Source organism: Lichenicola sp. GTC18331, assembly GCF_055386855.1.
In genome coordinates, this window is sequence record NZ_AP045015.1 from 1,074,765 (window position 1) to 1,098,463 (window position 23,699).

Annotated in this window: 24 protein-coding genes; 14 read left to right on the forward strand and 10 right to left on the reverse strand. The window is 69.4% G+C overall.

Annotation, left to right across the window (positions count from 1 at the left end):
- Positions 1–75 precede the first annotated feature (75 nt).
- The gene (locus tag ACZ5BM_RS04975) at positions 76–429 is read right to left on the reverse strand and encodes a helix-turn-helix domain-containing protein (RefSeq protein ID WP_498910273.1); all 354 of its coding nucleotides are present in this window, start codon (positions 427–429) and stop codon (positions 76–78) included.
- Positions 430–683: 254 nt separating this feature from the next.
- Between ACZ5BM_RS04975 and ACZ5BM_RS04980 the strand changes: the two genes are divergently transcribed.
- Positions 684–965: a hypothetical protein gene (locus ACZ5BM_RS04980; RefSeq protein WP_498910274.1), complete on the forward strand. Its 282-nt coding sequence runs from the start codon at positions 684–686 to the stop codon at positions 963–965.
- Between the two features lie 4 nt (positions 966–969).
- Here ACZ5BM_RS04980 and ACZ5BM_RS04985 read toward each other — a convergent pair whose 3' ends face one another.
- Together ACZ5BM_RS04985 and ACZ5BM_RS04990 are read right to left on the reverse strand one after the other, a co-directional pair.
- The gene (locus ACZ5BM_RS04985; protein ID WP_498910275.1) at positions 970–1,377 is read right to left on the reverse strand and encodes an EVE domain-containing protein; all 408 of its coding nucleotides are present in this window, start codon (positions 1,375–1,377) and stop codon (positions 970–972) included.
- Positions 1,378–1,381: 4 nt separating this feature from the next.
- Positions 1,382–1,675, reverse strand: a complete 294-nt coding sequence (locus ACZ5BM_RS04990) for a YciI family protein (RefSeq protein ID WP_498910276.1) — start codon at positions 1,673–1,675, stop codon at positions 1,382–1,384.
- A 170-nt stretch (positions 1,676–1,845) separates the two neighbouring features.
- Here ACZ5BM_RS04990 and ACZ5BM_RS04995 point away from each other — a divergent pair, with 170 nt between their 5' ends.
- The 10 genes from ACZ5BM_RS04995 (at position 1,846) to pbpC (ending at position 14,546) form a co-directional block, all read left to right on the forward strand.
- Positions 1,846–2,613, forward strand: coding sequence for a heme ABC transporter permease (locus ACZ5BM_RS04995; protein WP_498911490.1), 768 nt, complete (start codon positions 1,846–1,848; stop codon positions 2,611–2,613).
- Positions 2,610–2,756, forward strand: coding sequence for a heme exporter protein CcmD (gene ccmD / locus ACZ5BM_RS05000; RefSeq protein WP_498910277.1), 147 nt, complete (start codon positions 2,610–2,612; stop codon positions 2,754–2,756). Before ACZ5BM_RS04995 ends, ccmD begins: the two co-directional genes overlap by 4 nt.
- Positions 2,753–3,262 carry a cytochrome c maturation protein CcmE gene (gene ccmE / locus ACZ5BM_RS05005; RefSeq protein ID WP_498910278.1) on the forward strand — a complete coding sequence of 170 codons (510 nt, stop codon included), beginning with the start codon at positions 2,753–2,755 and terminating at the stop codon, positions 3,260–3,262. The genes ccmD and ccmE overlap by 4 nt, the downstream gene beginning before the upstream one ends.
- 40 nt (positions 3,263–3,302) lie before the next feature.
- Positions 3,303–5,279 (forward strand): heme lyase CcmF/NrfE family subunit, encoded by a 1,977-nt coding sequence (locus ACZ5BM_RS05010; RefSeq protein ID WP_498911492.1) that lies wholly within the window; start codon positions 3,303–3,305, stop codon positions 5,277–5,279.
- Positions 5,276–5,851 (forward strand): thioredoxin domain-containing protein, encoded by a 576-nt coding sequence (locus ACZ5BM_RS05015; RefSeq protein ID WP_498910279.1) that lies wholly within the window; start codon positions 5,276–5,278, stop codon positions 5,849–5,851. The genes ACZ5BM_RS05010 and ACZ5BM_RS05015 overlap by 4 nt, the downstream gene beginning before the upstream one ends.
- Positions 5,848–6,324, forward strand: coding sequence for a cytochrome c-type biogenesis protein (locus ACZ5BM_RS05020; protein ID WP_498910280.1), 477 nt, complete (start codon positions 5,848–5,850; stop codon positions 6,322–6,324). The genes ACZ5BM_RS05015 and ACZ5BM_RS05020 overlap by 4 nt, the downstream gene beginning before the upstream one ends.
- A 55-nt stretch (positions 6,325–6,379) precedes the next feature.
- Entirely contained in the window at positions 6,380–7,141 is a 762-nt protein-coding gene (gene ccmI / locus ACZ5BM_RS05025) for a c-type cytochrome biogenesis protein CcmI (RefSeq protein ID WP_498910281.1), read from the forward strand.
- A gap of 32 nt (positions 7,142–7,173) precedes the next feature.
- Positions 7,174–7,323 carry a DUF1674 domain-containing protein gene (locus ACZ5BM_RS05030; RefSeq protein ID WP_498910282.1) on the forward strand — a complete coding sequence of 50 codons (150 nt, stop codon included), beginning with the start codon at positions 7,174–7,176 and terminating at the stop codon, positions 7,321–7,323.
- Between the two features lie 79 nt (positions 7,324–7,402).
- Positions 7,403–12,547, forward strand: a complete 5,145-nt coding sequence (locus tag ACZ5BM_RS05035) for an MG2 domain-containing protein (RefSeq protein WP_498910283.1) — start codon at positions 7,403–7,405, stop codon at positions 12,545–12,547.
- A gap of 112 nt (positions 12,548–12,659) precedes the next feature.
- Positions 12,660–14,546, forward strand: coding sequence for a penicillin-binding protein 1C (gene pbpC, locus ACZ5BM_RS05040; RefSeq protein ID WP_498910284.1), 1,887 nt, complete (start codon positions 12,660–12,662; stop codon positions 14,544–14,546).
- A 65-nt stretch (positions 14,547–14,611) separates the two neighbouring features.
- Here pbpC and ACZ5BM_RS05045 read toward each other — a convergent pair whose 3' ends face one another.
- The 3 genes from ACZ5BM_RS05045 to rpsA form a co-directional block, all read right to left on the reverse strand.
- A complete protein-coding gene (locus ACZ5BM_RS05045) occupies positions 14,612–15,112 on the reverse strand; it encodes a hypothetical protein (RefSeq protein ID WP_498910285.1) in 501 nt (166 codons plus the stop codon).
- A 53-nt stretch (positions 15,113–15,165) separates the two neighbouring features.
- Positions 15,166–16,074: a hypothetical protein gene (locus ACZ5BM_RS05050; RefSeq protein ID WP_498910286.1), complete on the reverse strand. Its 909-nt coding sequence runs from the start codon at positions 16,072–16,074 to the stop codon at positions 15,166–15,168.
- A gap of 133 nt (positions 16,075–16,207) precedes the next feature.
- Positions 16,208–17,923, reverse strand: coding sequence for a 30S ribosomal protein S1 (rpsA, locus tag ACZ5BM_RS05055; protein ID WP_498910287.1), 1,716 nt, complete (start codon positions 17,921–17,923; stop codon positions 16,208–16,210).
- A gap of 418 nt (positions 17,924–18,341) precedes the next feature.
- Here rpsA and ACZ5BM_RS05060 point away from each other — a divergent pair, with 418 nt between their 5' ends.
- On the forward strand, positions 18,342–18,470 hold the full coding sequence (locus ACZ5BM_RS05060; protein WP_422862362.1) for a hypothetical protein: 129 nt from the start codon (positions 18,342–18,344) through the stop codon (positions 18,468–18,470).
- A gap of 80 nt (positions 18,471–18,550) precedes the next feature.
- Here the strand turns inward: ACZ5BM_RS05060 and ACZ5BM_RS05065 are convergent, their stop codons facing one another.
- The 3 genes from ACZ5BM_RS05065 to aroA form a co-directional block, all read right to left on the reverse strand.
- Entirely contained in the window at positions 18,551–18,970 is a 420-nt protein-coding gene (locus ACZ5BM_RS05065) for a GNAT family N-acetyltransferase (protein ID WP_498910288.1), read from the reverse strand.
- Positions 18,971–19,067: 97 nt separating this feature from the next.
- Positions 19,068–19,724 (reverse strand): (d)CMP kinase, encoded by a 657-nt coding sequence (locus ACZ5BM_RS05070; protein ID WP_498910289.1) that lies wholly within the window; start codon positions 19,722–19,724, stop codon positions 19,068–19,070.
- Positions 19,721–21,070 (reverse strand): 3-phosphoshikimate 1-carboxyvinyltransferase, encoded by a 1,350-nt coding sequence (gene aroA, locus ACZ5BM_RS05075; RefSeq protein ID WP_498910290.1) that lies wholly within the window; start codon positions 21,068–21,070, stop codon positions 19,721–19,723. The genes ACZ5BM_RS05070 and aroA overlap by 4 nt, the downstream gene beginning before the upstream one ends.
- Positions 21,071–21,237: 167 nt before the next feature.
- On the opposite strand from aroA, the gene ACZ5BM_RS05080 reads away from it, so the two are divergent.
- On the forward strand, positions 21,238–21,579 hold the full coding sequence (locus ACZ5BM_RS05080) for a TIGR02300 family protein (protein WP_498910291.1): 342 nt from the start codon (positions 21,238–21,240) through the stop codon (positions 21,577–21,579).
- A gap of 74 nt (positions 21,580–21,653) precedes the next feature.
- Positions 21,654–22,310, forward strand: coding sequence for a hypothetical protein (locus ACZ5BM_RS05085; RefSeq protein WP_498910292.1), 657 nt, complete (start codon positions 21,654–21,656; stop codon positions 22,308–22,310).
- A gap of 28 nt (positions 22,311–22,338) precedes the next feature.
- Here the strand turns inward: ACZ5BM_RS05085 and ACZ5BM_RS05090 are convergent, their stop codons facing one another.
- Complete coding sequence (locus tag ACZ5BM_RS05090; RefSeq protein ID WP_498910293.1) at positions 22,339–23,628, reverse strand: multidrug effflux MFS transporter; 1,290 nt, start codon at positions 23,626–23,628, stop codon at positions 22,339–22,341.
- Positions 23,629–23,699: the final 71 nt, after the last annotated feature.

Sequence of the window (23,699 nt, forward strand, 5' to 3'; positions counted from 1 at the left end):
CCTCCGGCCTCCGACTGGCGCCCTAACGCAGAGGGTGCCCAAGGGCTGCACGGAAGGATAGTGAATCGCTCCGGTTCACTCTTCCAGGCTGGAGGCGGCGATCTTCTCGGCCACGTGCATCAGAACCGAGCGGTCGGCCGGGCTGCAATTGCGATACAGGGTCAACAGCGCGGTTTCCTGCGGCGTCAGCGGTGCTTCTCCAGGCTGTCCGTCCCAGCCGTCGCGCAGAACGCCCACCGAGACGCCGAGCGCCTCCGCGATCCGGCGCAGCATGCCCGCACTGTGCCCGGCACGATCGCTCTCCCATTGTGCCACGGCGCTGCGCGACACGCCCGTGGTGTCGGCCAGGCGGTCCTGAGTCAGACCGCGCGCACGCCGAAGCATGCGTATCCGCGCACCCAGCGTCTGGGCGGGATTATCGGCCGCCATCACAGTGTCCTCCTCCAACATCCCCCGTACGATCGCAGACCTGAATCGCGTGATATGACCGTACGGCACTCTAACTATGTCGTGAGGTGACATGTCATGATGTCACCCGCTGGTTCGCGGCCACGTTATGAACGTGTTGCGACCTTATGGGAGTATGGACCGTGGTGATTAACGAATTCTTTCCGAACAGAACAATTTCGGTACTCGGCGGTCTTTTCTGTCTTGGTTCTGCGACAGTTTTCGAACGTTCCGCCTTGGCACAGAGCTACAGCCCCGCTCCGACGCCGGTGTACGGGTCGACGGAAAGCCAGTCTTCCATCCGGTTCCGCGGCCCCGGCCTGCCCGGACCCGAAGCCCAGCAATCGATCGGCACCGGCCCGCGTCACATCCTGTTCGACGTGGCCGGCTACGACGGAGTGATCTCCGCTCCTGTCACGCCGCCCTACAACGCGGCCGCAACCTACCGCACCTATGCCGGCCAGCCGGGCAACGGTCGCAACGCCGTTCTGGCGCAGACCACCGACGGCGCTCCGTAATCGATCAACGGGCGGCGAGGGCCTCGATCTCGGCCCAGTGCACGTCCGAGACTGGAACCACGGAAAGTCGCGACTGCCTGATGAGGGCCAGTTCCGCCAAAGCGGGATTGGCCTTCATCTCTGCCAGCGTCACCGGTCGCGGCAACGGCGCGATCGCCTTCACGTCGACGCAGACCCAGTCGCCGCTCTCGGCGGTCGGATCGGGATAGGCTTCCCGTACCACCTCCACGATGCCCACGATCTCGCGGCCGATATTGGAATGATAGAAGAAGGCCCGGTCACCGATGCGCATATTGGCGAGATTGCGCTTGGCCTGATGCGAGCGCACGCCGGTCCACGGCTCCACGCCGTTGGCCACCTGCTGATCCCAGGAAAAAGCGTCCGGTTCCGATTTGACCAACCAATACGCCATCGGATCAGCCCGCCCGCTTGCCGTCGCGAATCACCAGACGGTGCGGCCTGACAGATACGTCGGCGAACAATCCGGCCTTGTTGTAGGGATCGTCCGCCGCCATCGCGTCTGCCGCCGCCTGATCCGGCTGCTCCACCACCAGCAGACTGCCGACCGCGGCGCCTCCGGCATCCAGCAGCGGGCCGCCATGCAGGACGGAATCGCCCAGCTCGGCCAGATACGCGAGATGCGCCTCGCGGGTCGCGGCGCGCAGCGCACCCTGTCCGGGGCGGTCGTTGCACAGGATCATGAACAACATCGAACGAAGCTCCTCGGCGGCGGAAACACGCGTCCGATATGGCGAGATCGGCGCAGACGGGTGTAGTCTCCACACAGGGCTGCCATGCGGCGATCGCACGGTCCAGCCCGGACGCCCCTCAAGAGGTTCCGGCCGTCGTGTCTGCTTCCCCGCTCGCGGAAAATGCCTCCCTGCCGGACCCGGTTTCGGCGACACGCCCAGGGCGGGTCGGCGCCCTGCTGCACCGCTATGCCAACCCGGGCCGGTTCCTGCGTCTGAGCGAGCGAGTGTCGCCCTTTCTGGTCTGGCCCGCGATCCTGCTCAGCGTCGCCGGCATGATCTGGGGCCTGTTCCTGTCGCCGGCCGACTGGCAGCAGGGCGACGCGGTGCGGATCATGTACGTGCACGTCCCCGCCGCCTGGTTGGCCTCGCTCGGCTACGCGGCGCTCGCCGTCTGCGGCGTGCTGTCCCTGGTCTGGCGCCATCGCCTGGCCGATCTGGCCGCCGCTGAGATCGGCCCGGTCGGCGCGGCCATCACCTTTCTCTGCCTTCTATCCGGCTCCCTCTGGGGCCGTCCGATGTGGGGGGCGTGGTGGGTATGGGACGCACGCCTCACTTCCGTTCTGGTGCTGTTCTTCCTCTATCTCGGCCATATCGCGCTGATCCGCGCCTTCGACGATCCCTCCCGCGGCGCACGCGCGGCGGCGATCCTCGCGGTGGCCGGCGCGGTCGACCTGCCGATCATCAAGTTCAGCGTGCAGTGGTGGAACACGCTGCACCAGCCGGACAGCATCACCCTCACCGGAGCGCCCACCATGTCGCTGTCAATGCTGTGGCCGCTTCTGGTCTGCACGCTGGGCTTCTCCTTCGCCTTCGCCGCGATCGTGAACACCAGGCTACGCGCCGCCATCCTGGAAACCCGCACGCGGCAACTTCTGCTGCAGGGCGCACGCGAATGACCCACCTTCCCTTCATCGTCGCCGCCTATGCCGCCACGATCGGCGCCTATCTCCTGCTCTCCGTGTCCGCCGTCCTCCGTCTCCGCTCCGCCCGGCGGAAACTCCGCGCGGTGGAAACGCGTCGCGAGCGGGTGCGCGCATGACACGCAAGACGCGCCGCCTCTGGCTGGTCGGCGGCTGCCTGTTCGGCTTCGGCACCGCCACGCTGCTGACCTTGCAGGCCTTCTCGACCGACATCGTGTTCTTCATGGCGCCGTCGCAGATCGTGGCGCATCCGCCCGCCCCGAACCGCACCATCCGTCTGGGCGGCATGGTCGTCGCAGGCTCGCTCAAGGAAACCCATACGGCCGGCACCACGCCCACGGTCAGCTTCCTGGTCACCGACGGTCAGGACGCGGTGCCGGTCCACTTCACCGGCGTGCTGCCCGACCTGTTCCGCGAAGGCCAAAGCGTGGTGGCGCTGGGCGAAATGCGTCCGGGCGGCGTATTCCTCGCCTCGGAAGTGCTGGCCAAGCACGACGAGACGTACATGCCCAAGGACGTGGCGGAAGCCCTGCGGAAATCCGGCAAATGGGATCCGCGCTTCGGCAAGCCGCCTTCCGCCGCAAGCTGGAACGACATGACCGTCGCCACCACGCGCGGAAGCTGAGCCGCCTTCCATGCACGGCGTCGTTCTCCTGTCCCTGATTCTGTCGCCGGAGCTCGGCCGCTTTGCGCTGGCGCTCGCCTGCTGCCTCGCCGGCGCGCAGACCGTTCTTCCGCTCTGGGGCGCATGGCGCGGGCGCAACGCGCTGATGGCCGCCGCCCGTCCGCTCGCCTGGGGCCAGTTCATCGCCCTTCTGCTCAGCTTCTGTTGCCTCGCGGCCGCCTCGGTGGCGAACGATTTCTCCGTGCGCAACATCGCCGAGAACAGCGCCGTGGCGAAGCCGCTGCTCTATAAACTCACCGGAATCTGGGGAAACCACGAAGGCTCGATCCTGCTCTGGGCGCTGATCCTCGCTCTGTGCGGCGTGGCCGTGGCCCGGTTCGGACGCGGGCTTCCCGGCACGCTTCTGGCCCGCGTCCTCGGCGTGCTCGGCGGCACGGCGCTCGGCTTCGAACTGTTCTGCCTGCTCACCTCCAACCCGTTTGACCGGCTGTGGCCGGCGCCGGCGGACGGGCAAGGCATGAACCCGCTGCTGCAGGACCCCGGCCTCGCCTTCCATCCACCCATTCTCTACACCGGCTATGTCGGCTTCGCGGTGCCGTTCGCCTTCGCGGTCGCCGCCCTGCTGGAAGGCCGCGTGGACGCCGCCTGGGGCCGCTGGGTCCGCCCCTGGACCGTCGCCGCCTGGTGCTTCCTGAGCTGCGGCATCGCGCTCGGCTCCTGGTGGTCGTACTACGTGCTCGGCTGGGGCGGTTACTGGTTCTGGGACCCGGTGGAGAACGCCTCGCTGCTGCCCTGGCTCACCGGCACGGCCCTGCTGCATTCCGCGATCGTGGTGGAGAAACGCGAGGCGCTGAAGATCTGGTGCGTGCTGCTGGCGATCGGCACGTTCTCCCTCTCGCTCAGCGGCACCTTCCTGGTCCGCTCCGGCATCCTCAACTCGGTGCATTCCTTCGCCAACGACCCCACGCGCGGCGTGTTCATCCTGGGCCTGCTGGCGCTGGTGATCGGTGGCGCGCTGCTGCTGTTCGGGCTGCGCGTGCATCTGCTTCAGGCGGGCGGCCTGTTCGCGCCGTTCTCGCGCGAAGGCGGGCTGGTGCTGAACAACATCCTGCTCTGCTCGATCTGCGCCGTGGTGCTGACCGGCACGATGTATCCGCCCTTCGCCGCCCTGCTGCTCGGACAGGCGATCTCCGTCGGCAAGCCGTTCTTCGATTCCACCGCCGTGCCGATGGCGATGCCGCTGCTGGCCACCATGGCGATCGGACCGATGCTGCCCTGGAAGCGCGCCCGTCTGGCCCCGGTGGCACGACGGCTGTGGTGGGCGTCGCTGCTCGCCCTGCTCGCCTGGGCGATCGCCATGTTCGGCGTGGCCGGCACGCTCCCGGTTCTGGCCGCCGGTTTCGCCGTCTGGGTGATCGCCGGCGCCGCGGCCGATCTGGCGTCGCGCATCCTGCTGTTCCGCGCCCCCATCCGCGACAGCGTCGCGCGCGCCCGGCATCTGTCCCGCGCGGTGCTCGGCGCGGCCGTCGCCCATGCCGGTGTCGGCGTCACCGTGCTGGGGCTGGTCGGCATGAGCCAGGCGCAGCACGCCATCGTGTCGGTCCGTCCGGGCGCCATCGTCGATCTGGCCGGGCTGCACTGGACGCTGCAATCGGTGGAGGATGCGGACGGCCCGAACTATCACGCCCGCATCGCCACCATCGACGTGACGCGGAACGGCAGACCGGTCGCCATCCTGCATCCGTCGCGACGCGTGTTCCCGCTCGAGCACCAGACCACGACCGAAGTTTCGATCCACACCAACTTCGTTTCGGACCTCTACGCCGTTCTCGGCGACGAGCACGCGGCGGACGGCACCGTGGTACTGCGCCTGCACCGCAATCCTCTGGCGCCCTGGATCTGGCTCGGCGGGCTGTTGATGGCGATCGGCGGCTTCCTGTCGCTGTCCGACCGTCGCGTTCGCGTCGGCGCGCCCACACGCCTGCGCCGGCAGGCGGTCCCGGTGGCGGCGGAATGAGCGGCGGGACACACGCGCCGTCGCGCCGTCGCGTCCTGGCGCTACTGCCCTTCGGCGTCGCCGCAGCGGCCGGCGGCGGCTTCTGGGCCATGCTGTCGCGCATGCGTACCGGGGGTTTCGACCCGCACGACATCCACGCCCCGTCTCTCGACCGGCCTGTTCCCTCGTTCACCCTGCCCGGGCTCGATCCCGCCCATCCCGGCTTCTCCTCCGAGGACCTGCACCGCATCGACCGTCCGGTGCTGGTGAATTTCTTCGCCTCTTGGTGCATCCCCTGCGTGGCGGAAGCGCCGCTGCTCGGGCGCGTCGCCGCCCTGCTGCCGGTCTGGGGCATCGCCTACGAGAACAAGCCGTCGGACGCCGCCGGCTTCGTGTCGCAGACCGGCGCGCCGTTCGCCCGCCTCGCCGCGGACAGAAGCGGGCGCGTCGCGATCGACTGGGGCGTGTCCGGCGTGCCGGAAAGCTTCCTGATCCGCCCCGGCGGGATCATCGACTGGCATCTGGCCGGCGCCCTGACCGAGACGACGGTGAACACCACCCTTCCCGCTCTGCTGACACGGATCGGCCGATGAAGCGCCTCCTGCCGCTGCTCGTCGTGGCGCTGCTCCTGCCAGGACCGGTGCTGGCCGTCAGCGATCCATCCGAGATGCTGCCGAACCCGGCGCAAGAGAAACGGGCGGAGGCGCTCGGCAGCCGTTTGCGCTGCCTCGTCTGTCAGAACGAAAGCATCGAGGACAGCGACGCCACCCTGGCGCGCGAGCTTCGCCACATCCTGCGCGAACACGTCGCCGCCGGCGAAAGCGACGCCGAGATCACCCGCTGGATGGTGGCGCGCTATGGCGGCTTCATCCGCCTGGACCCGGCCTTCAACGCCACGACGGCGCTGCTCTGGGGCATGCCGGTTCTGGCGCTGCTGTTCGGCGTGTCGATCGCGATCTGGTCCTATCGCCGCAACACCGCACGCGCGGCACCCGCCCCGGAACTGAACGCAGCCGAACGCGCGCGCCTCCACGCCCTGCTGCACGACGGGAGCGCGGAACGATGATCCGACCCGACCGGCGCACCTCCCTGCTCGCGACGACCGGCGAAGGACCATCGCCATGACCGGCGGGGTCGCGGCGGCGCTTCTGCTGCTGGAAATGGTGCTCCTCTGCGCCGTCCTGCTCGTGCCGGTGGCGGTGGTGCTGAAACGCGCCGCCCCTCTCAGCGGACGGCGCGCCCCCGCCCTGGCGCTGCACCGACTGCAACGCGCGGCGCTGGATCGCGACGCCGCCTCCGGCCTGCTGGACGAGGCCGGCCATCGCGACGCCGCGCTGGAGATCGACCGGCGCCTGCTGGCCGAAGCCGCACGCCCGGAGCAGCCGACCGGCACGGACCGCCCGCTCCGCCGCTTCACCCCGGTCCTGCTTCTGCTGCCGATCCCGGTCCTGGCCCTCGCGCTCTACGCCATCGACGGCCATCCGGGCCTCCCGGCGCAGCCGCTCGCCAACCGCATCGCTGCCGGAAACAGCCGGGCGCAGCAGGATGCACGTCTCGTCGCCGAACTGCGCGACACGCTGGCAAGACAAGACCCGAACCGGCCCGAAATCCGACAGGGCTATCTGCTTCTGGCCCAGACAGAAGCGGCACGCGGCGACTGGGCCGAAGCCGCCGCCGCATGGCGCACGGTCCTGGCGGGTGGATTCGATCCGGTCATCGCGGTGGAAGCCGCCGAAGCGCAGTGCCGCGCCGACAACGCCGTCAGCGCCGCTTCGGCCGCGCTGTTCCGACGCGCGCTGGCCGAAGGATCGCGCGACGCGTCCTGGCGCTCGCTGGCGGAACAGCGCATCGCCCAGTTCGAACATGCGCAGGATCCGCATTGAGCCGAACGAGCCGGCTGCCTATCTTTCCGCCTATGGACAAAGACCCGACCGAACCGGCCCCTCCCGCCCCCACCGCCCCTGCCCTGGAGCAGCCGGACGAGAAGGAAATCGGCGGCCCGAAGGAAAACCAGCCGACACGCTACGGCGACTGGACCGTGAAGGGCCGCTGCATCGATTTCTGAGACCCGCTCCGCCCCCGCGCATCGCTACCAATCCGTAACCTTTCCGGAGTAGCCTGCCGCATCGATGACGGGGGATGCGGTGCGACTTCGTGATGTGGCGCTCGGCGCCGGCCTTCTCGTTTTGCTGTCCACAACGGCCCCCGCCTTCGCCCAGCCGGACGACTCCGCCGATCCCCTGCCCGGCCTCCGATCCGACGCGGAGGATTTCCGCCTCGATCTCCGCCGGCGTCATCCCGCCTCCGTTTCGCAGGCCGCCATCGTCCGTGCCGACGCCGCCGTGCGCGACCTGCGCCTCGGCGGCGACCCGAACGCGCTGGCCAGGGCACTGGAAGATCGCGCTAGCCTCGACACCCAGGACGTGCCCAGTTCGGTCTGGCTCGCCCTCGCCCGCGCCGAGCTGGCCCGCAAACCGTCCGACCCGAACAAGGCCATGCGTGCCGCGTGGCTCGCGCAGGACGGCTCCGACGACAAGACGCTTCGGGCAGACGCCTTCGCCCTGATCGCCACCGCCCTCGACGCGACCAAACGTCCGGATCAGGCCCTCGCCGCCTTGTCCCGTGCGCTGGAGTTCGAACCCGGCGACCCGGCCCTGCTCGCCCGCCTCGACACGCTGCGCCGCACCGCCGGACTTGCCGTGCGCAACGTCCAGATCGATGCCGACGCCGATCCGGCCCGCGCCTGCATCGCCTTCAACCTGCCGCCCTCGCGCGCCAACGATTTCCACCCCGAGGACTGGATCACGCTCAAGCCGAAGCCGGCCGACGTTTCCATCACGCGCGAGCTCGACCGCATCTGCATCGCCGGCCTGCCCGTCGCCACCACCACCGTCGCCACCCTGCGCGAAGGCCTTCCCGGCATCCAGAACATCCGTCTGATGCATGCGGTGACCGTGCCGCTCGCCGTCGGCAACCGCTCGCCGCTTCTGTCCTTCGACAACCGCATGTTCCTGCTGCCCCGCGGGCAGGCGCCGAAAATCACCCTTTCCAGCACCAACATCGCTTCGGTGAAGATCCGCATCGCCTTCTTCGACGAACGCACCATTGAGCCCTGGACCAAGGAGAACACGCTCGGCGCCGTGCTGCGCTCCTACACCGCCTCCGGCATCAACGCCGACGAATCCCGCATCGTCTGGAGCGGCACCGCCCTGGTGCCGCATTTCGCGCCCAATGCCCGCCTGCAGACCGTGCTGCCGCTGCCGGCGGAGGCGATGAAGCAACCCGGCCTCTACGTGGTCGCGGTGAAACCCAATGACGGGCATGACGGATACGAACTCCAGGCCGCGCAGCCGGTGCTGCAGACCGATCTCGCCCCCACCGTCTGGCGCGGCGCCGACGGCCTCACCGTGCAGCTCCGCTCCTACGCCGATGCCGCCCTGCGCGCCGGGGTGCATCTGCGCCTGATCGCCCGCAACAACGACATCCTGGCCGAAACCGACACCGACAAGGACGGTTTCGCCCGCTTCGCCGCCCCGCTGCTCAAGGGCGACGGGGTGATGGCGCCGCAAAGCATCCAGGCCAGCGTGCCGGGCACAGGACCGAACGGACGCGAGACCCCCACCGATTTCAGCAGCATCGACCTCGACAGCGCCGCCTTCGACCTGTCCGGCCGCAACACCGGCGGCCTGCCGCAGCCGGGCCCGGTGGATGCCTATCTCTGGACCGATCGCGGCATCTACCGGCCGGGCGAGATCGTGCAGGTGATGGGGCTGGTGCGCGATCCCGCCGGCCGGCCGGTCACCATGCCGACCCGCATCCGCGTGCGCCGGCCCAACAACCAGGTGTTCTTCGAAGGCAAGACCGAACAGACCGGCGGCGCGTCGGTGCATCTGCCGGTCCAGCTCGGCAATGCCGCCAGCGTCGGGCAATGGACGGTCGAACTGCTCACCGACCCGTCCCTGCCGCCGGTCGGCAGCGCCACCTTCCAGGTGGACGCCTTCGTGCCGGACCGCATGGCCGTCACCCTCGGCAAGCTGCCGGACGAACTGGTGCCCGGCCAGACCACAGAGGTGCCGGTCTCCGCGCGCTTCCTGTATGGCGCACCCGCCGCCGCCCTGTCCGCCAGCGCCACCATCACCCTGTCGCCCGGAGACGCGCCCGCAGCGCTGAAGGGCTACCGGATCGGTCTGGCGGACGAGCAGTTCGCTCCCGACACGATCGACGTGAAGCTCGCCCCCACCGATTCCGACGGCAAGACCAGCCTGCCCCTGTTGCTGAAGAGCGCCCCGGACAGCACCCATCCGGTGAAGGCCGAACTCGCCGTCCAGGTGGCCGACCCGTCCGGTCACGCCGTCACGGTGAAGACCGACCTGCCCGTGCGCGCCAACGGGATCCTGATCGGCATCAAGCCCGACTTCACCGATTCGGTGGACGAGAACGCCGAGGCCGGGTTCGAGGTGGCGGCGATCGACCCCGCGGGCAAGCGCGTGGCGACCCATGCCCATCTGCGTCTGGTGCGCGAGCTCCCGGACTGGCGTCTGGTCGTGCGCGGATCGCTGGCCACCTTCGAGACGGTGTGGCGCGACACGCCGGTCGACAGCAGCGATGTCGAAATCCCCGCCGGCAAGCCGCTGCATTTCGCCCGCAGGCTGCCCTTCGGCCGCTACCGGCTGGAAGTCGGCCAGACCGACGGGCTCGCCGCCACCTCCGTGCGATTCGAATCCGGCTGGGGCGTATCCGACAATCCCGACGTGCCCGATGCCGCCGTCCTGGCCGCCGATCATCCGAGCTATACCGCCGGACAGGTCGCGCGCGTGCACGTCTCCGCCCCGTTCGACGGCCCGGCCACGCTTCTGGTGCTGACCGACAAGGTCTGGTCCGAACGGCAGGTGACGGTGTCGCATGGCGGCTCCACCTTCGAGGTGCCGATCGACGCCGCCTGGGGGCCGGGCGCCTATGTCGCCGTCCATGCCTACAAGGCCGGCAGCGAGACCGTGCGCCCGAAACGGGCGATCGGGCTGGTCTGGCTCGGCATCGACCCGGCCGCGCGTCATTTGACCGAGCGTTTCGAGGCGCCCGAGGTGGCACGGCCGAACGGCATCACCCATGTGCGTCTGCATGTGGCGCCGGGAAGCTGGGCCAGCGTCGCGGCGGTGGACGAAGGCATCCTGCATCTCACCGACTTCAAGACGCCCGACCCGAGCGCGCATTTCCTCGGCCGTCGCCGTCTCGGCATCGACATACGCGACGATTGGGGCCACCTGATCGCGCCGGCCAGCGGCGAGTCGACCACCCTGTCCCAGGGCGGCGACGAGGGCGGCCAGGGCAAGCCGAACATCCCGCAGATCATCCTGTCGCTGTTCCAGCCGCCGAAACAGGCCGGCGCGGACGGCATCATCGACGTGCCGCTCGACCTGCCCGATTTCGCCGGACAGGTGCGGCTGATGTCGGTGAACTGGACCGACACCGCGCTCGGCTCCACCGCCACCGACATGGTGGTGCGCGACAAGGTCGTGGCAACCCCGCTGCTGCCGCGCTTCCTGGCGCCCGGCGACACCGCCCGCGTGGCGCTGCTGCTGCAGAACATGGAACTGCCGGCCGGCAGCTTCACCTGGCACCTGTCCGCGGACGGCCCGGTGACCTTCGACGGCCCGACCACCCAGACGCTGCAACTCGGCACGGGTGCGCAGGCCGTGCCCACCACCACCATGCGCGCCACGGGCGCCGGCACCGCCACGCTGCATCTGCTGATCGACGGGCCGGACGGGTTCCACGCCAGCCACGAGGCGACCCTCACCCTGCGCACCAGCGCGCCCGCCATCACCCAGAGCAGCGTCGCCCAGCTGGCGGCAGGCGCCACGGAAACCCTGTCGCCGCCCGCCGCCACCATGCTGCCCGGCACGTGGCATGCCAGCGCCGGGTTCGGCAGCGCGGTTCGTTACGATCCGGCCGCCCTGCTCGCGGCGCTGGACGCGTATCCGCTGTTCTGTTTGGAGCAGGCGACCAGCAAGGGCCTGCCGCTCACCGTCGCCCCCGCCTCCACCCCGGACCGGGCGGCGAAGCTGCAACGCATGGTCGACGACGTGCTGGACCGGCAGCGCTATGACGGCGGTTTCGGCCTCTGGTCCGCCACCGGAGATGCGCAACCCTGGCTCACCGCCTATGCCACCGAATTCCTGATCCGCGCCCGGAAAGCCGGGGCGGAAGTGCCGGAAGCGTCACTGCACGACGCGCTGCATTTCCTGGCTGAGCTCGCCGACCAGGATGGCGACACGCCGACGGACAAAGCCAACCGCGCCTATGCCGTCTACGTGCTGGCGCTGGGCGGCCAGAACCGGATCGGCATGGCCAGGGTGATGGTCGACCAGCTCGACGCCCTGCCGACGCCGCTCGCCCGCGCGCAGCTCGCCGCCGCCCTGGCGATCGGCAACGACCGTCTGCGCGCCGACGCCGCCTTCGCGTCCGCCATCGCCGACACCCACCGCGACCAGTGGTTCGGCGATTACGGCGACCAGACCCGCGACAACGCCGCCATCCTGCTGCTGGCGATCGAGAACAACCAGCCGCATGACCGGATCGAAACGCTGCTGGCCCGCCTCCCCGGCGCCGATCTGCACCCGGACGATCTGAACACGCAGGACCTCGCCTGGCTCGCCACCGCCGCCTATGGCGTTGGCAGCAACGCGGCGCCGGTCTCGATCACCGTCGACGGCAACGCCAAACCGCAAGCCGCCACGATCAGCCTCCCGCTCACCAGGCCGGTCACGGTCCACAACACAGGCCACGACGCGATCTGGCGTAGCCTTTCCATCACCGGCGTCCCGGCCCAGCCCTTGCCGGCGGCGAAGAACGGCATGCACGTCACCCGCCATTTCTTCACGCCGGACGGCAAGCCGCTCGATCTCGATCACCTGACCCAGAACACCGAGTTCGTGCTACTGCTCGAAGGCGGCATCGACAATGGCGACATCGCCCATCAGGTCAGCCTGCTGCAGGGGCTCCCCGCCGGGTGGGAGATCGCCACGCGCTACCCGGCCGGCACGGTGGACGGCATGGACTGGCTCGGCACCCTGTCCGACACCGTGTCGATGCCGTCGGCGGATAACCGCTACGCCGCGATCATGGCGCTGGATGGCGAGCACCAGAATTTCCGCCTCGCGGTGCGGCTGCGCGCGGTGACGGTCGGCACCTTCTCCTTCCCCGGCGCGATGCTGGCCGACATGTATCAGCCCGGCCTGTTCGCCCGGCAGAAAGGCGTCACCGTCGCGGTGCTGCCGCCGGCACCGTGATCCAAACCGGCTCGACACGGCGCTCCCGGCTCTTCCGGGCGCCCCCGGGACGGATCTCACAGGGGACACCGTGACCAGGACGGCCCGATACCGGCGCCCCCGGCTCCTCTGGGTGCTGCCGGTTCTCCTGCCAGTGGCGCTCGGCCCGCCGACGCTGGCGGTGCTGGACCGGCTCTGCCCGCCCGATCTGCACCGGTTCGAACAGCTCGGCAGCCGGGTGCTGGACCGGCACGGCGCGGTGCTCGCCGAGCTTCCCGCGTCGGGCGGCGTGTGGCGTCTGCGCACCGCCGAGACGGATGTCTCGCCGCTGTTTTTACGCATGCTGCTCGACACGGAGGATCGCCGCTTCCGCGCCCATGGCGGCATCGACCTTCCCTCCCTCGCCCGCGCGGCGGGGCAATGGGCCACGCATGGCCGGGTCGTTTCCGGCGGTTCCACGCTCAGCATGCAGGCGGCGCGGCTGCTCGAACCGCGTCCGCGCACGATCCGCTCCAAGCTGATCGAACTGTTCCGCGCCACCCAGCTCGAGGAACGGCTCGGCAAAAGCGGCGTGCTGTCGGTCTGGCTCACCTTGGCGCCGTTCGGCGGCAATCTGGAAGGCGTCGAGGCCGGGTCGCGCGCCTGGTTCGGCATCGGCGCAGAGCATCTCGACGCCGCGCAATCCGCCCTGCTGGTCGCGATCCCGCGCCGCCCGGAGGCCCTGCGTCCCGACCGTCATCCCGCACGCGCCCTTTCGCTCCGCAACCGCCTGCTGGCCGACACGCTGCTGCAGGCCGCCCCGGTTCCGACGGCGCGGCACACCTTCCCGGCCCTGGCGATACAGGCCGTGTCGCGCCTGCCGCGCACCCCGGTGATCCGAACGACGCTGGATGCGAGCCTCCAGGCCGGGCTGGAAGCCCTGCTCGCACGCTCCCTGGACGGGCGGCCGGACCGCATGGGCGCCGCCGCCCTGATCGCCGACATCCCGAGCCGCTCCCTGCTGGCCGTCGCCTCCTCGCATGGCGCGCTCGACCTTACCCGCGCGGTGCGATCGCCCGGTTCGGCCCTCAAGCCGATGCTCTACGGCCTCGCCTTCCAGGACGGCATCGCCCGGCCGGACACGATCCTGAGCGACCTGCCGCGCCATTTCGGCCGCTACGCGCCGGAGAATTTCGATCGCCGCTTCACCGCCCCGGTCAGCGCCGCGGACGCGCTGCGACGCTCGCTCAACATGCCCGCCGTGACCCTGCTCGCCGAGATCGGCCCGGCCCGGTTCACCGGCTGGCTGCGAGGCGCCGGGCTCGCGGTGAAACTGCCGCGCGGCGCAGAAGCCTCCCTGCCGCTGGCCCTGGGCGGCGGCGGCGTGACCATGCGCGATCTGGCCGCCCTCTACGCCGCGCTGGGCGCGGACGGCACCGCCCACGCGCTGCGTCTCCTTCCCTCCGACCCGTCCCCACCCAAGCCGCTGCTGCAAAGCGACGCCGCGCATCTGGTCGCCGACGTGCTGACGCGCGACTTCCCCGATGGCGGCCCGGATGGCGTGGCCTGGAAGACCGGCACGAGCTGGGGCGGCCGCGATGCCTGGGCGCTCGGCGTCGACGCCGCCCATGTCGGCGCGGTCTGGATCGGCCGCCCGGACGGCACGGCGGTGGACGGCGCCACCGGGCACAATTCCGCCCTGCCGGTGCTGTCGAAACTGTTCGGCCTCGTGCCGGCAGCCCCACGCACGATTCTGGCCGCCGCGCTCGCCGGCAGCTCCGCGCCGATCGCGGTACCGGTGGAAAGCCCGCTGCGGATCCTGTTCCCACCCCCGGGCGCGGAACTGTCCGATGATGGCCCGGTGCCGGTAAGGGTGATGGGCGGCAGGCGGCCGATCAGCTTCCTGGTCGACGGCATGCCCCTGCCCTCGCGCCCGGTGGCGCGCGCCGCAAGCTGGCTACCCCCGGCTGCCGGGTTCTACACGGTGTCGGTGGTCGACGCGGACGGACTCACCGACCGCGTCCGGGTCCGTGTGCGCTGAGCGGTTGCGATTATCATTCACACTGTAAGATAATCGGTTCCGCCGCGATCAGGACCCGCGCTGCGTCAGCCTGCGCTCCAGATATCGACCGTCCGCTTATACGCCGGCGGTCGCGGCTGGCAGGAAATCAGATAGAGCCCGAGCAGATAGACCAGATTGGCCAAGGCATTGAATTCCATCGCCAACTGGAGCGCGTCAGGCGCGTGCACGACCAGCCAGATACTGTAAATGGCAAACGGAATCGCCAACGGCCGCAATCCCTGCAACATGAAACGCAGCGGATTGGCATGGCCGGGACGCACCAGCGGCCGCATCCGCACGATGGCGACGTAGAAGAATACCGCGAAGATCCAGGTCATCGCGTTCCAGATCATGCTGCCGAAGCCGACCCGTCCGATGGCGATGATCGCGATCAGGCAGGCCGCATCCAGTACCACGGCGCCCAGCTGCATGCTCATGCCGATATCGAAACCGGAGGGTCTTTCCGGCAGGCGATCCACCACCGGCTGGAACACACGGTCCAGCAGCCACGCGTCGAACCGGTTGACCTTCTCTGCGGCGCTCATGCGCGGTTGATTCCGCCGGAATCGCGGCGCGGTCAAGCAGGAAGCAGGGAACGCTACTGCGGCGCCTCGAAGTTGATGGCCGCCACCTCGTCCGGACTGCGACGCGACGAGCCGAGATGGGCCACCAGGGTCGCACGCTGCTTCGTCCATCGCACGAGCCGGTCCACGAACACGCGCATGGCCGGGTCGGCCATGGCGATCGCAGCCGGACGGCGCATTCCGTGGGCATCCGGGACGCCGGAGCGCGAGGGATCGTTGAAGGTGGTGATCTCGATCCAGCGATTGTTCTCGATGCGGAAAAGGGTCGCGCCGACCAGAGCGTGCGGCAGCCTGTCGCCGGTCTTGCTCAGCGTGCCGACGGCGTATCGCAGCTCAGCCGGCATTTCCGGCAGGGTCCAGAGCAGGTTGGGATCGGTTTCCTCCGAAACGAACCAGCAGAAATCGTGCCCATCGCCAGCAGGCGCCAGATGTCCGCTGGCGTAGCGGTCATGGCTGTCGCAGAACCGGTTCGGCGGCAGGGTAAGAAGCGTTCCGGGTTTTTTGCGATTCGCACCGCGGATCAGCATCAGGCCGGTGACCACATGGTTCTCCAGCCGGGCCAGAACGGTGCCCATGCTGGCAGGACCGTCATCGCCGGACGCCTCGGGGGCCACGGCGACAACCGTCCAGTTGCCGGGCGGCAGCGGCACTTCGGCATGCTGGAACGGCGCGGTGACGCTGTACACCGGCCGCATGGTGCTTTCGTTGTCGATCACCACCGCGTCGCTCAACCCCAGGCTGGACGGGCCGATGCGGTAGAACGGCGCGAAGCTACTCACCAGCGCGGCATGATCCACCGGCGGCCGAGGCGAAACGGCGGGGCTCTTCGCCGGGGCGGTGAACCAGTCATCCGCGAGCGCGGCGCGGCCGGATGCCAGCGCGAGCAGCGCGGCGCAGAGAAGAAACGGAACGACGAGACGCATGAGTCGGGAATCCGAGAACGCTTGCGCAAACGTAACAGAGCGTTTCGGTGGCGTCAGGAGCCGGCGCATGAAAAAGGGCGGCGCCATCGCTGGCGCCGCCCCTTCCCGTCTTCCGTCCCGAGGGACGGAAGGATTACTCCGGAGCCTGCGTGGAGCGGCGACGGATCGCGGCCGACAGGATGTCGCCCAGCGAGGCGCCGCTGTCGGACGAGCCGTACTCGTTGATCGCGGCCTTGTCCTCTTCCATCTCGCGGCCCTTGATGGTCAGGGCCAGCTTGCGCGCGGCGCGATCGACCGACACCACCTTGGCGTCGACCTTCTCGCCGACCGCGAAGCGCTCGGGGCGCTGCTCGGCCTTGTCGCGCGCCAGCTCGGCGCGGCGGATGAAGCCGGTGAGGACGTCGTCCACCTTCACTTCGATGCCGTTCGCCTGAACCGCGGTGACGATGCAGGTGACGATCGCGCCCTTGTTGACGCGCGACAGCGAGTCGGCGGCCGGATCGTCATGCAGCTGCTTGATGCCGAGCGAGATGCGCTCCTTCTCGACATCCACATCCAGCACCTTCGCCTGGATGACCTGGCCCTTCTCGAAGTGGGCCATCGCCGCTTCGCCGGACTCGTCCCAGGACAGGTCGGACATGTGCACCATGCCGTCGATGTCGGCGGAGATGCCCACGAACAGACCGAACTCGGTGATGTTGCGGATCTCGCCCTCGACGGTGGAGCCGATCTTGTGCTCCTCGGCGAACAGCTCCCACGGGTTGCGCTGAACCTGCTTCAGGCCGAGCGAGATGCGGCGCTTGGAGCTGTCCACGTCCAGCACCATCACGTCCACTTCCTGCGAGGTGGCGACGATCTTGCCCGGATGGACGTTCTTCTTGGTCCAGCTCATCTCGGACACATGCACGAGACCCTCGACGCCCGGCTCCAGCTCCACGAAGGCGCCGTAGTCGGTGATGTTGGTCACGCGGCCGCTGTAGCGGGCGCCCGGCGGATACTTGATCGCCACGCCTTCCCACGGATCGGCCTCGAGCTGCTTCATGCCCAGGCTGATGCGCTGCGTGTCGCTGTTGAAGCGGATCACCTGCACGCGGACCTGCTGGCCGATCTGCAGCGCTTCGCTCGGGTGGTTGATGCGCTTCCAGGCGATGTCGGTGACGTGCAGCAGGCCGTCCACGCCGCCCAGATCCACGAAGGCGCCGTAGTCGGTGATGTTCTTCACCACGCCGTCCAGGATCATGCCTTCCTTGAGGCCCTGGATCAGCTCGGAGCGCTGCTCGGCGCGGGTCTCTTCCAGAACCGCACGGCGCGACACCACGATGTTGCCGCGGGCGCGGTCCATCTTCAGGATCTGGAACGGCTGCGGCGAACCCATCAGCGGGCCGACGTCGCGCACCGGACGGATATCGACCTGCGAGCCGGGCAGGAACGCCATCGCGCCGCCGAGATCGACGGTGAAGCCGCCCTTGACGCGGCCGTAGATGGTGCCCTGAACGCGCTGGCTGGCTTCGAACGCCTTTTCCAGGTTGGTCCAGGCTTCCTCGCGGCGGGCCTTCTCGCGCGACAGCACGATGGCGCCGTCACGGTCCTCGTATCGCTCCACGTAGAGCTCGATGACGTCGCCCGGCTTGACCTCGTGGTCGGTGCCCGGAACGCCGAATTCCTTCAGGGCGACGCGGCCCTCGCTCTTGAGGCCCACATCGACGATCGCGAACTCGTCGGTGAGACGGATGACCGTGCCCCGGACGACGGACCCGTCGAAGCCGACGTCGCGGCCGAGGGACTCGTCGAGAAGGGACGCGAAATCCTCGCCCCCGAAATGATCATTGGAAACTGCGGCTGAAGCCATGTGGTGGAACGTTCCTGTGTGCGACACGAGAAGCGCCGGGCGCGTCGTCGTGGACGGTTCTGCGCCCCGCCCGCCTTCCGGCGGCAGAACGTCTTGCCCGAAACGGGAGCGATGATCATCGCTCGAGGGGCCGGTTGCGACAAAGCGGGCCTCGCCTGGATAGGAGAAGCCTGCGCGGCGGACAAACACCCTCGGCGGCGCCCGTGTCAAGAACGATCGGCGGCCCGCACGGAACGATGTTGTGACAACGCGACGTTCCGTCTCCGCAAATGAGAACAAAACAAAAACAAATTAGCGGCAGGGCGGTGGATTCCTGTTCCAACTGCCGTTTGGCAGGGTCATACTCGTTTCTGCCCCGTGCTCGCCAGATCGGAACATCCACGCGCAACGGGGTTCGACCACTCTCGGGGAGGCTTCGATGAGCAGACCGAGGCCGAAGGTGGGGCAACTCGTCGCCATGCTGGGCGCGATCACCGCGCTCCTCACGGCGGCGGCAGGAACTCTCGATGCGGTGGCCGCCGCATGGAGAGCTCTGCACAACCTGTAGGCCTGGAAGAGGACGGGGGCGGGGTCCTACCTGGATCGCCCCCGTCCGCTGCTCCACTGTGAGGGCGCGATACGCCGATTTCAATCGGAAACGCGTGCCGTTCGCAGCCGGAGCACCATGTCCCAACGGTCGAGACCCGGCCCGTAGCCGTCCGGCGTGACCGCGTCCGGCACGGAGCAGAACCGCCGGTAGAAGCCCTGCGTGTGCTGGCTGGTCTCGATCCTGACGCGCGTCACCCCCGGCATGGTCCGGGCCGCCGCCAGACGGGCCGCCGTCAAACGGCTGCCCAGCCCACCGCCGTGCCGCGCGCGCTCCACCATGCCCCAGCAAAGCCCGACCTTTCCGGTGCCGGCCTCGCACTCCAACCCGACGCAGGCGACGATCACCCCGTCGCGCCCGATCACCTGGAACGCCGATGAAACGGCGAAGCGATCGAGGAAGCGGACGAAACCGTCCCGCTCCATCGCATCGAAGAAGCATGGAATATTGCCGTCGAACACGCGCAGACAGCCGTCCCGATCGCCGACCCGCTAAAGGCGGAGCATATCGTTCGGGGCGGGCGCCGGAGCCGTCATCGCGACCGGATGAGGGTTCGGATCAGGTTCCGGTTTCGGCCAGACGTGCCTGGACGATCCGCAGCGCTTCCCGCAGCACCGCATCGGCATCCAGCGCGTCGCTGTCGATCTCCACCGCATCGGCGGCCGGACGCAGCGGGGCCGTGGCGCGGGCGCTGTCGGCGGCGTCGCGGGCCAGCAATTCGGCTTCCACCGCGGCGATGGCGTCGGCACGCCCCGCGGCGTCGATCGGCCGGTCGCCCCACATCTGCTTCCAGCGGCGCTCCGCCCGCGAGCGGGTCGAGGCGGTCACGAACAGCTTCACCCGCGCGTTCGGGAAGATCACCGTGCCGATATCGCGCCCGTCCAGCACCGCGCCGTGCTCCGCACCGAAGCCGCGTTGAAACGCCAGCAAGGCCGCGCGCACCGCCGGCTGCGCGGCGACCGCGCTGGCCGCCCGGTCCACCTCCGGGGTGCGCAGGTCGGTGCGCTGCAGGTCTTCCGGCTGGAGCGCGCGCGCGGCCGGCTCGGCGTCCTCGCCGGGCAGCAGGCCGGCATCGAGCATGCGTCGCCCGACCGCGCGATACAGCAGTCCGGTATCAAGATACGGCAGGTCGAGAGCCTCGGCGAGCGCCCGCGCCAGCGTGCCCTTGCCCGCCGCCGCCGGCCCATCGACCGCGATCACCAGACGCTGGCTCACGCGGACAATCCCGCGCCCAGAGCGTTCATCAGCGTGGTGAAACCGGGAAAGGAGGTATCGATGAAGGCCACGTCGTCCACCGAAACCGGTTTGCCCGACGCGAGCCCCATTACTACGCCGCTCATCGCCAGACGGTGATCCATCTGCGTCCGCACCTCGCCGCCGCCCAGCACCGGGGCGTCCCGGCCGGTCACGATCATGTCGTCGCCTTCCACCCGCACCTGCGCGCCGTTGGCCTCGAGCAGCGCCACCGTCGCACTCAGCCGGTCGCTTTCCTTCACACGCAGCTCATCCAGCCCGCACATGCGCGTCTCGCCCTGCGCGAACGACGCCGCCACGGCCAGCACCGGGTATTCGTCGATCATGCTCGGCGCGCGCGCCGCCGGCACCACCACGCCGTGCAACGCCGAGCCGCGCACCACGAGGTCGCCCACCGTTTCGCCGCCTTCGACCCGCTCGTTCTCGATCGCGAGGGCCGCACCCATCTCGCGCAGGGTCGTGAACAGCCCGGTGCGGAGCGGATTGAGCCCCACCGCCTCGATCGTGACCGCCGAGCCCGGCACCAGCAGCGCGGCGACCAGGGGAAACGCGGCCGAAGACGGATCGGACGGCACCGAGACGTCGCGCGCCACCAGAGCCGGACGCCCCTGCAACCGGATCACCCGTCCGCCCGCATTATCCTGCTCGACCGTCAGATCGGCGCCGAAATGCCGCAGCATGTTCTCGCTGTGGTCGCGAGTCGGCACCGGTTCCTCCACCACCGTCTCGCCCTGCGCGTTCAACCCGGCCAGCAGTACGGCCGATTTTACCTGCGCCGACGCCACCTGCATCCGCACGCGCAGCGGCGACGGGTCGGCCCGGCCGGAGATCGACAGCGGCAGGCGTCCGCCTTCGCGCGACGCGAACGCGGCGCCCGTGCCGCCGAGCGGACCGATCACCCGCGCCATCGGCCGCCGTCGCAGGCTGGCATCGCCGGTCATCACCGAATGCAGGCCGTGACTGGCGAGAATGCCGGCCAGGAGACGCGCCGCGGTGCCGGAATTGCCCATGTCGAGCACATCCTCCGGCTCGCGCAGGCGGCCGAGACCGGCGCCCCGCACCACCCAGCTCCCATCGGTCTCGCGGCGGATCTCCGCGCCCAGCGCCCGCATCGCAGCCGCGGTGCGCAGCACGTCCTCGCCTTCCAGCAACCCGTCGATCCGGGTTTCGCCCTCGGCCAGACCGGCGAACATCAGCGCGCGATGCGAGATCGACTTGTCGCCCGGCACCCTGATCCGGCCGGACAAGGGAGATTCGGGGGCGTGAACGAGGAGCGGGCGGGCTTCGGCGGACGATGCGTGGGTCATGGCGGTTTTCTCCTGCGTGTCCGCGGCCCGGAGGTCAATGGAACACGCGGCCGGAACGACCGGATCGGCGGAAATCGACGGAGAAAAAGCCGCGTTCGTTTGACAGCCCGACCCTGAGATGGCATGGGGCCCGCCCTGCGACGCACATCCTCCAAGACAGGGTCACGATGGCCAAGCCTGAACTCGGTACCAAACGCGTCTGCGTCTCCTGCGGCGCACGCTTCTATGATCTGACGAAGGTGCCAGCGGTGTGCCCCAAGTGCGGAGCCGAGCAGCCGCTCGACCAGCCGCGTCTGCGCCGCTCCGCCGGAAACCTGCCCGCCGAAGACCGGCGCCCCAAGAAGGTCGCGGAGGCGGATTCCGATGATACGGATGCCGAAGTCGAGACCGATGGCGACGACACCGAGGCCGACGACGTGGTCGAGGACACCGACGACCTCGACGACGACAACGACGTGATCGGCACCGACATCGAGGTCGAGACCGACAACGACGATCACGAGAACTGATCGCGACGCGACCAGCCTCGGGCTTGCACGCGCATGATCGGCGCCGCCGGTGGAGCTTTCCGCCGGCGGCGTTGTTGTTCGGGCTGCTGATGTCCATGCCGCCGCACGCCGCCACCGCCGCGCCGCACGCCTGGCCGCCCGTCTGGCCGAACGACCGCTTCCACCGCGTCGCCGCCGAGGCCCTGCTTCAGGAGCTGCGCGCTTCCCTGCTCAGCGAGCCGAGTGCCACGCTGACGCTCGAACACTGGTGCGCCGCGCACGGCATCGCCGCCGAACCCCGGATCGTCGCGATTCAGGACCCGGAAGCCGCAGCCCCTTTGCCGCCGGACGGACGGGAATTGCTGGACGTGGGCGCGGACGAACCCGTGCGTGCGCGCCATGTCCGCCTGTCCTGCGGCAACGTGGTGCTGTCCGAAGCCGATAACTGGTATGTGCCGTCGCGCCTCACACCGGAGATGAACCGGGTGCTGGACACGACCCGCACCCCGTTCGGCAAGGCGATCGCGGCCCTCGGCTTCAGCCGCGCCACCCTGTCGAGCCGCGTGCTCTGGTCGCCCGTGCCCGCGGACTGGACGCGCCATCCGTCCACGGCCGATAGCGGCGCGCTGGCGATCCCGGACACGCTGCTGGAGAATCGCGGCCTGCTGCGCGACCGCGGCAACCGTCCGCTGGCTCTGGTGCAGGAGCACTACAAGAGCGGCATTCTCGCCTTCCCGCCGCCACCGCCCTGATCGAAACGGTCTGGCGACGGAAACGCACTCAGCCGCGCTCCACGCTGAGTTCCGACTCGACCGCCGCTTCCTGCTTCCGGCGCCTGCCTCCGAAACCGCCCTGCCGCGTCTTGCGCGGCCGGTCGCTCGCCCGTCTCGGGCGGCGTGCATCGCAGGCCAGCGCCACCACCGCACCCGCCACCATCAACAGCGCCATCGGCAGCGGCTCGTCCGAGCCGATCCAGCCCACCAGAACGGTGGACAGGGCGCCGACCAGGAACACCACCGTGCCGTAGAGCGCGGAGGCGGCGCCGGCATTGCGGCCGTTATCCAGCACCGAACCCAGGGCGGCTCCGGGCAGAACCAGCCCCAGCGTCGCCATGCACAGCATCATGCAGGCGGCGATCCCGAGCCCGTGCCAGGAGCCGAACGCGGCCAGAGCCGTCATCAACAGGCAGGACAGGAGCAGGGCGATCGTGCCGAAGGTGAGCGGCCGCGACGCGCCCAGCCGTTCGGTCAGATACGCATTCAGTTGGACGCCGGCGATGTAGCCGAGGGCGTTCAGGATGAAGACGGAGCCGAACTGCGCCGGGGTGAGATCGAAGCCTTGTAGGAACACCGGCGGCGCGCCGCCCAGAAAGGCGAACAGGCTGAAGGTCGCGAACCCGCCCTGCAGCGCATGGGTGCGGAAGGACCGTCCGCGCCACACGGCGAGATAGCGCATCAGGGCGGCCCCGGCGCGCAGGCGGGAATTGCGGTGGCGCTGGAGGGTGTCCGGCAGGAAGCGCCAGATCAGGAAACAGCAGCTCGCTCCATAGATCGCGCAGATCCAGAAGATGCCGCGCCAGTTCCAGTGCTCGGCGATCAGGCCGCCCAGGGACGGCGCCAGAACCGGCGCCACCCCCATCACCATCACCATGCGGCCGAGGATCGTCGCCGCCTCCGAACCGTCCTGCGACACGTCGGCGATGATGGCGCGCGGGATCACCAGGCTGGCTGCCCCGCCGAACGCGGCCCAGAGCCGCCACCAGGACAGATCGGTCATGGAACCGGCCATCGCGCAGCCGATCTGGGCCACGGTGTAGAGAAACGTGCCGAGCAGCAGCGGCATGCGCCGCCCGTAATGGTCGGCGAGCGGTCCATGCGTGACCTGACCGATCGCAAGCCCCACGAACCACGCCGCCAGAGTGAGCTGCGCCTCGCCGGCCCCGGCATGCAGGCTGGCGCGCATGGCCGGAAAGGCCGGCAGATACATGTCGGTGGACAGCGGGCCCACGGCGGTGAGCAGGGCCAGCAGCAGGGTGATGCGCGAGGAGAGATGCGTGCCGGCAGCGTCCATGTCAGCCGGGTTCGTGCGCAGCCTGAGGCGGCGACGACCCAACCGGAACCCTCGTATCGACACCGATCTCG

Excerpts from the sequence above, each read along its gene's own strand:
- ACZ5BM_RS05090 (WP_498910293.1), bottom strand. The coding sequence starts at position 23,628 with ATGGACGCTGCCGGCACGCATCTCTCCTCGCGCATCACCCTGCTGCTG.
- rpsA (WP_498910287.1), bottom strand. The coding sequence starts at position 17,923 with ATGGCTTCAGCCGCAGTTTCCAATGATCATTTCGGGGGCGAGGATTTC.
- ACZ5BM_RS05080 (WP_498910291.1), top strand. The coding sequence starts at position 21,238 with ATGGCCAAGCCTGAACTCGGTACCAAACGCGTCTGCGTCTCCTGCGGC.
- ACZ5BM_RS05015 (WP_498910279.1), top strand. The coding sequence starts at position 5,276 with ATGAGCGGCGGGACACACGCGCCGTCGCGCCGTCGCGTCCTGGCGCTA.
- ACZ5BM_RS04975 (WP_498910273.1), bottom strand. The coding sequence starts at position 429 with ATGGCGGCCGATAATCCCGCCCAGACGCTGGGTGCGCGGATACGCATG.
- ACZ5BM_RS05020 (WP_498910280.1), top strand. The coding sequence starts at position 5,848 with ATGAAGCGCCTCCTGCCGCTGCTCGTCGTGGCGCTGCTCCTGCCAGGA.
- ACZ5BM_RS04990 (WP_498910276.1), bottom strand. The coding sequence starts at position 1,675 with ATGTTGTTCATGATCCTGTGCAACGACCGCCCCGGACAGGGTGCGCTG.
- ccmD (WP_498910277.1), top strand. The coding sequence starts at position 2,610 with ATGACCCACCTTCCCTTCATCGTCGCCGCCTATGCCGCCACGATCGGC.
- ccmI (WP_498910281.1), top strand. The coding sequence starts at position 6,380 with ATGACCGGCGGGGTCGCGGCGGCGCTTCTGCTGCTGGAAATGGTGCTC.
- ACZ5BM_RS04985 (WP_498910275.1), bottom strand. The coding sequence starts at position 1,377 with ATGGCGTATTGGTTGGTCAAATCGGAACCGGACGCTTTTTCCTGGGAT.
- ACZ5BM_RS05060 (WP_422862362.1), top strand. The coding sequence starts at position 18,342 with ATGAGCAGACCGAGGCCGAAGGTGGGGCAACTCGTCGCCATGCTGGGC.
- ACZ5BM_RS05030 (WP_498910282.1), top strand. The coding sequence starts at position 7,174 with ATGGACAAAGACCCGACCGAACCGGCCCCTCCCGCCCCCACCGCCCCT.
- ACZ5BM_RS05045 (WP_498910285.1), bottom strand. The coding sequence starts at position 15,112 with ATGAGCGCCGCAGAGAAGGTCAACCGGTTCGACGCGTGGCTGCTGGAC.
- aroA (WP_498910290.1), bottom strand. The coding sequence starts at position 21,070 with ATGACCCACGCATCGTCCGCCGAAGCCCGCCCGCTCCTCGTTCACGCC.
- ccmE (WP_498910278.1), top strand. The coding sequence starts at position 2,753 with ATGACACGCAAGACGCGCCGCCTCTGGCTGGTCGGCGGCTGCCTGTTC.
- ACZ5BM_RS05050 (WP_498910286.1), bottom strand. The coding sequence starts at position 16,074 with ATGCGTCTCGTCGTTCCGTTTCTTCTCTGCGCCGCGCTGCTCGCGCTG.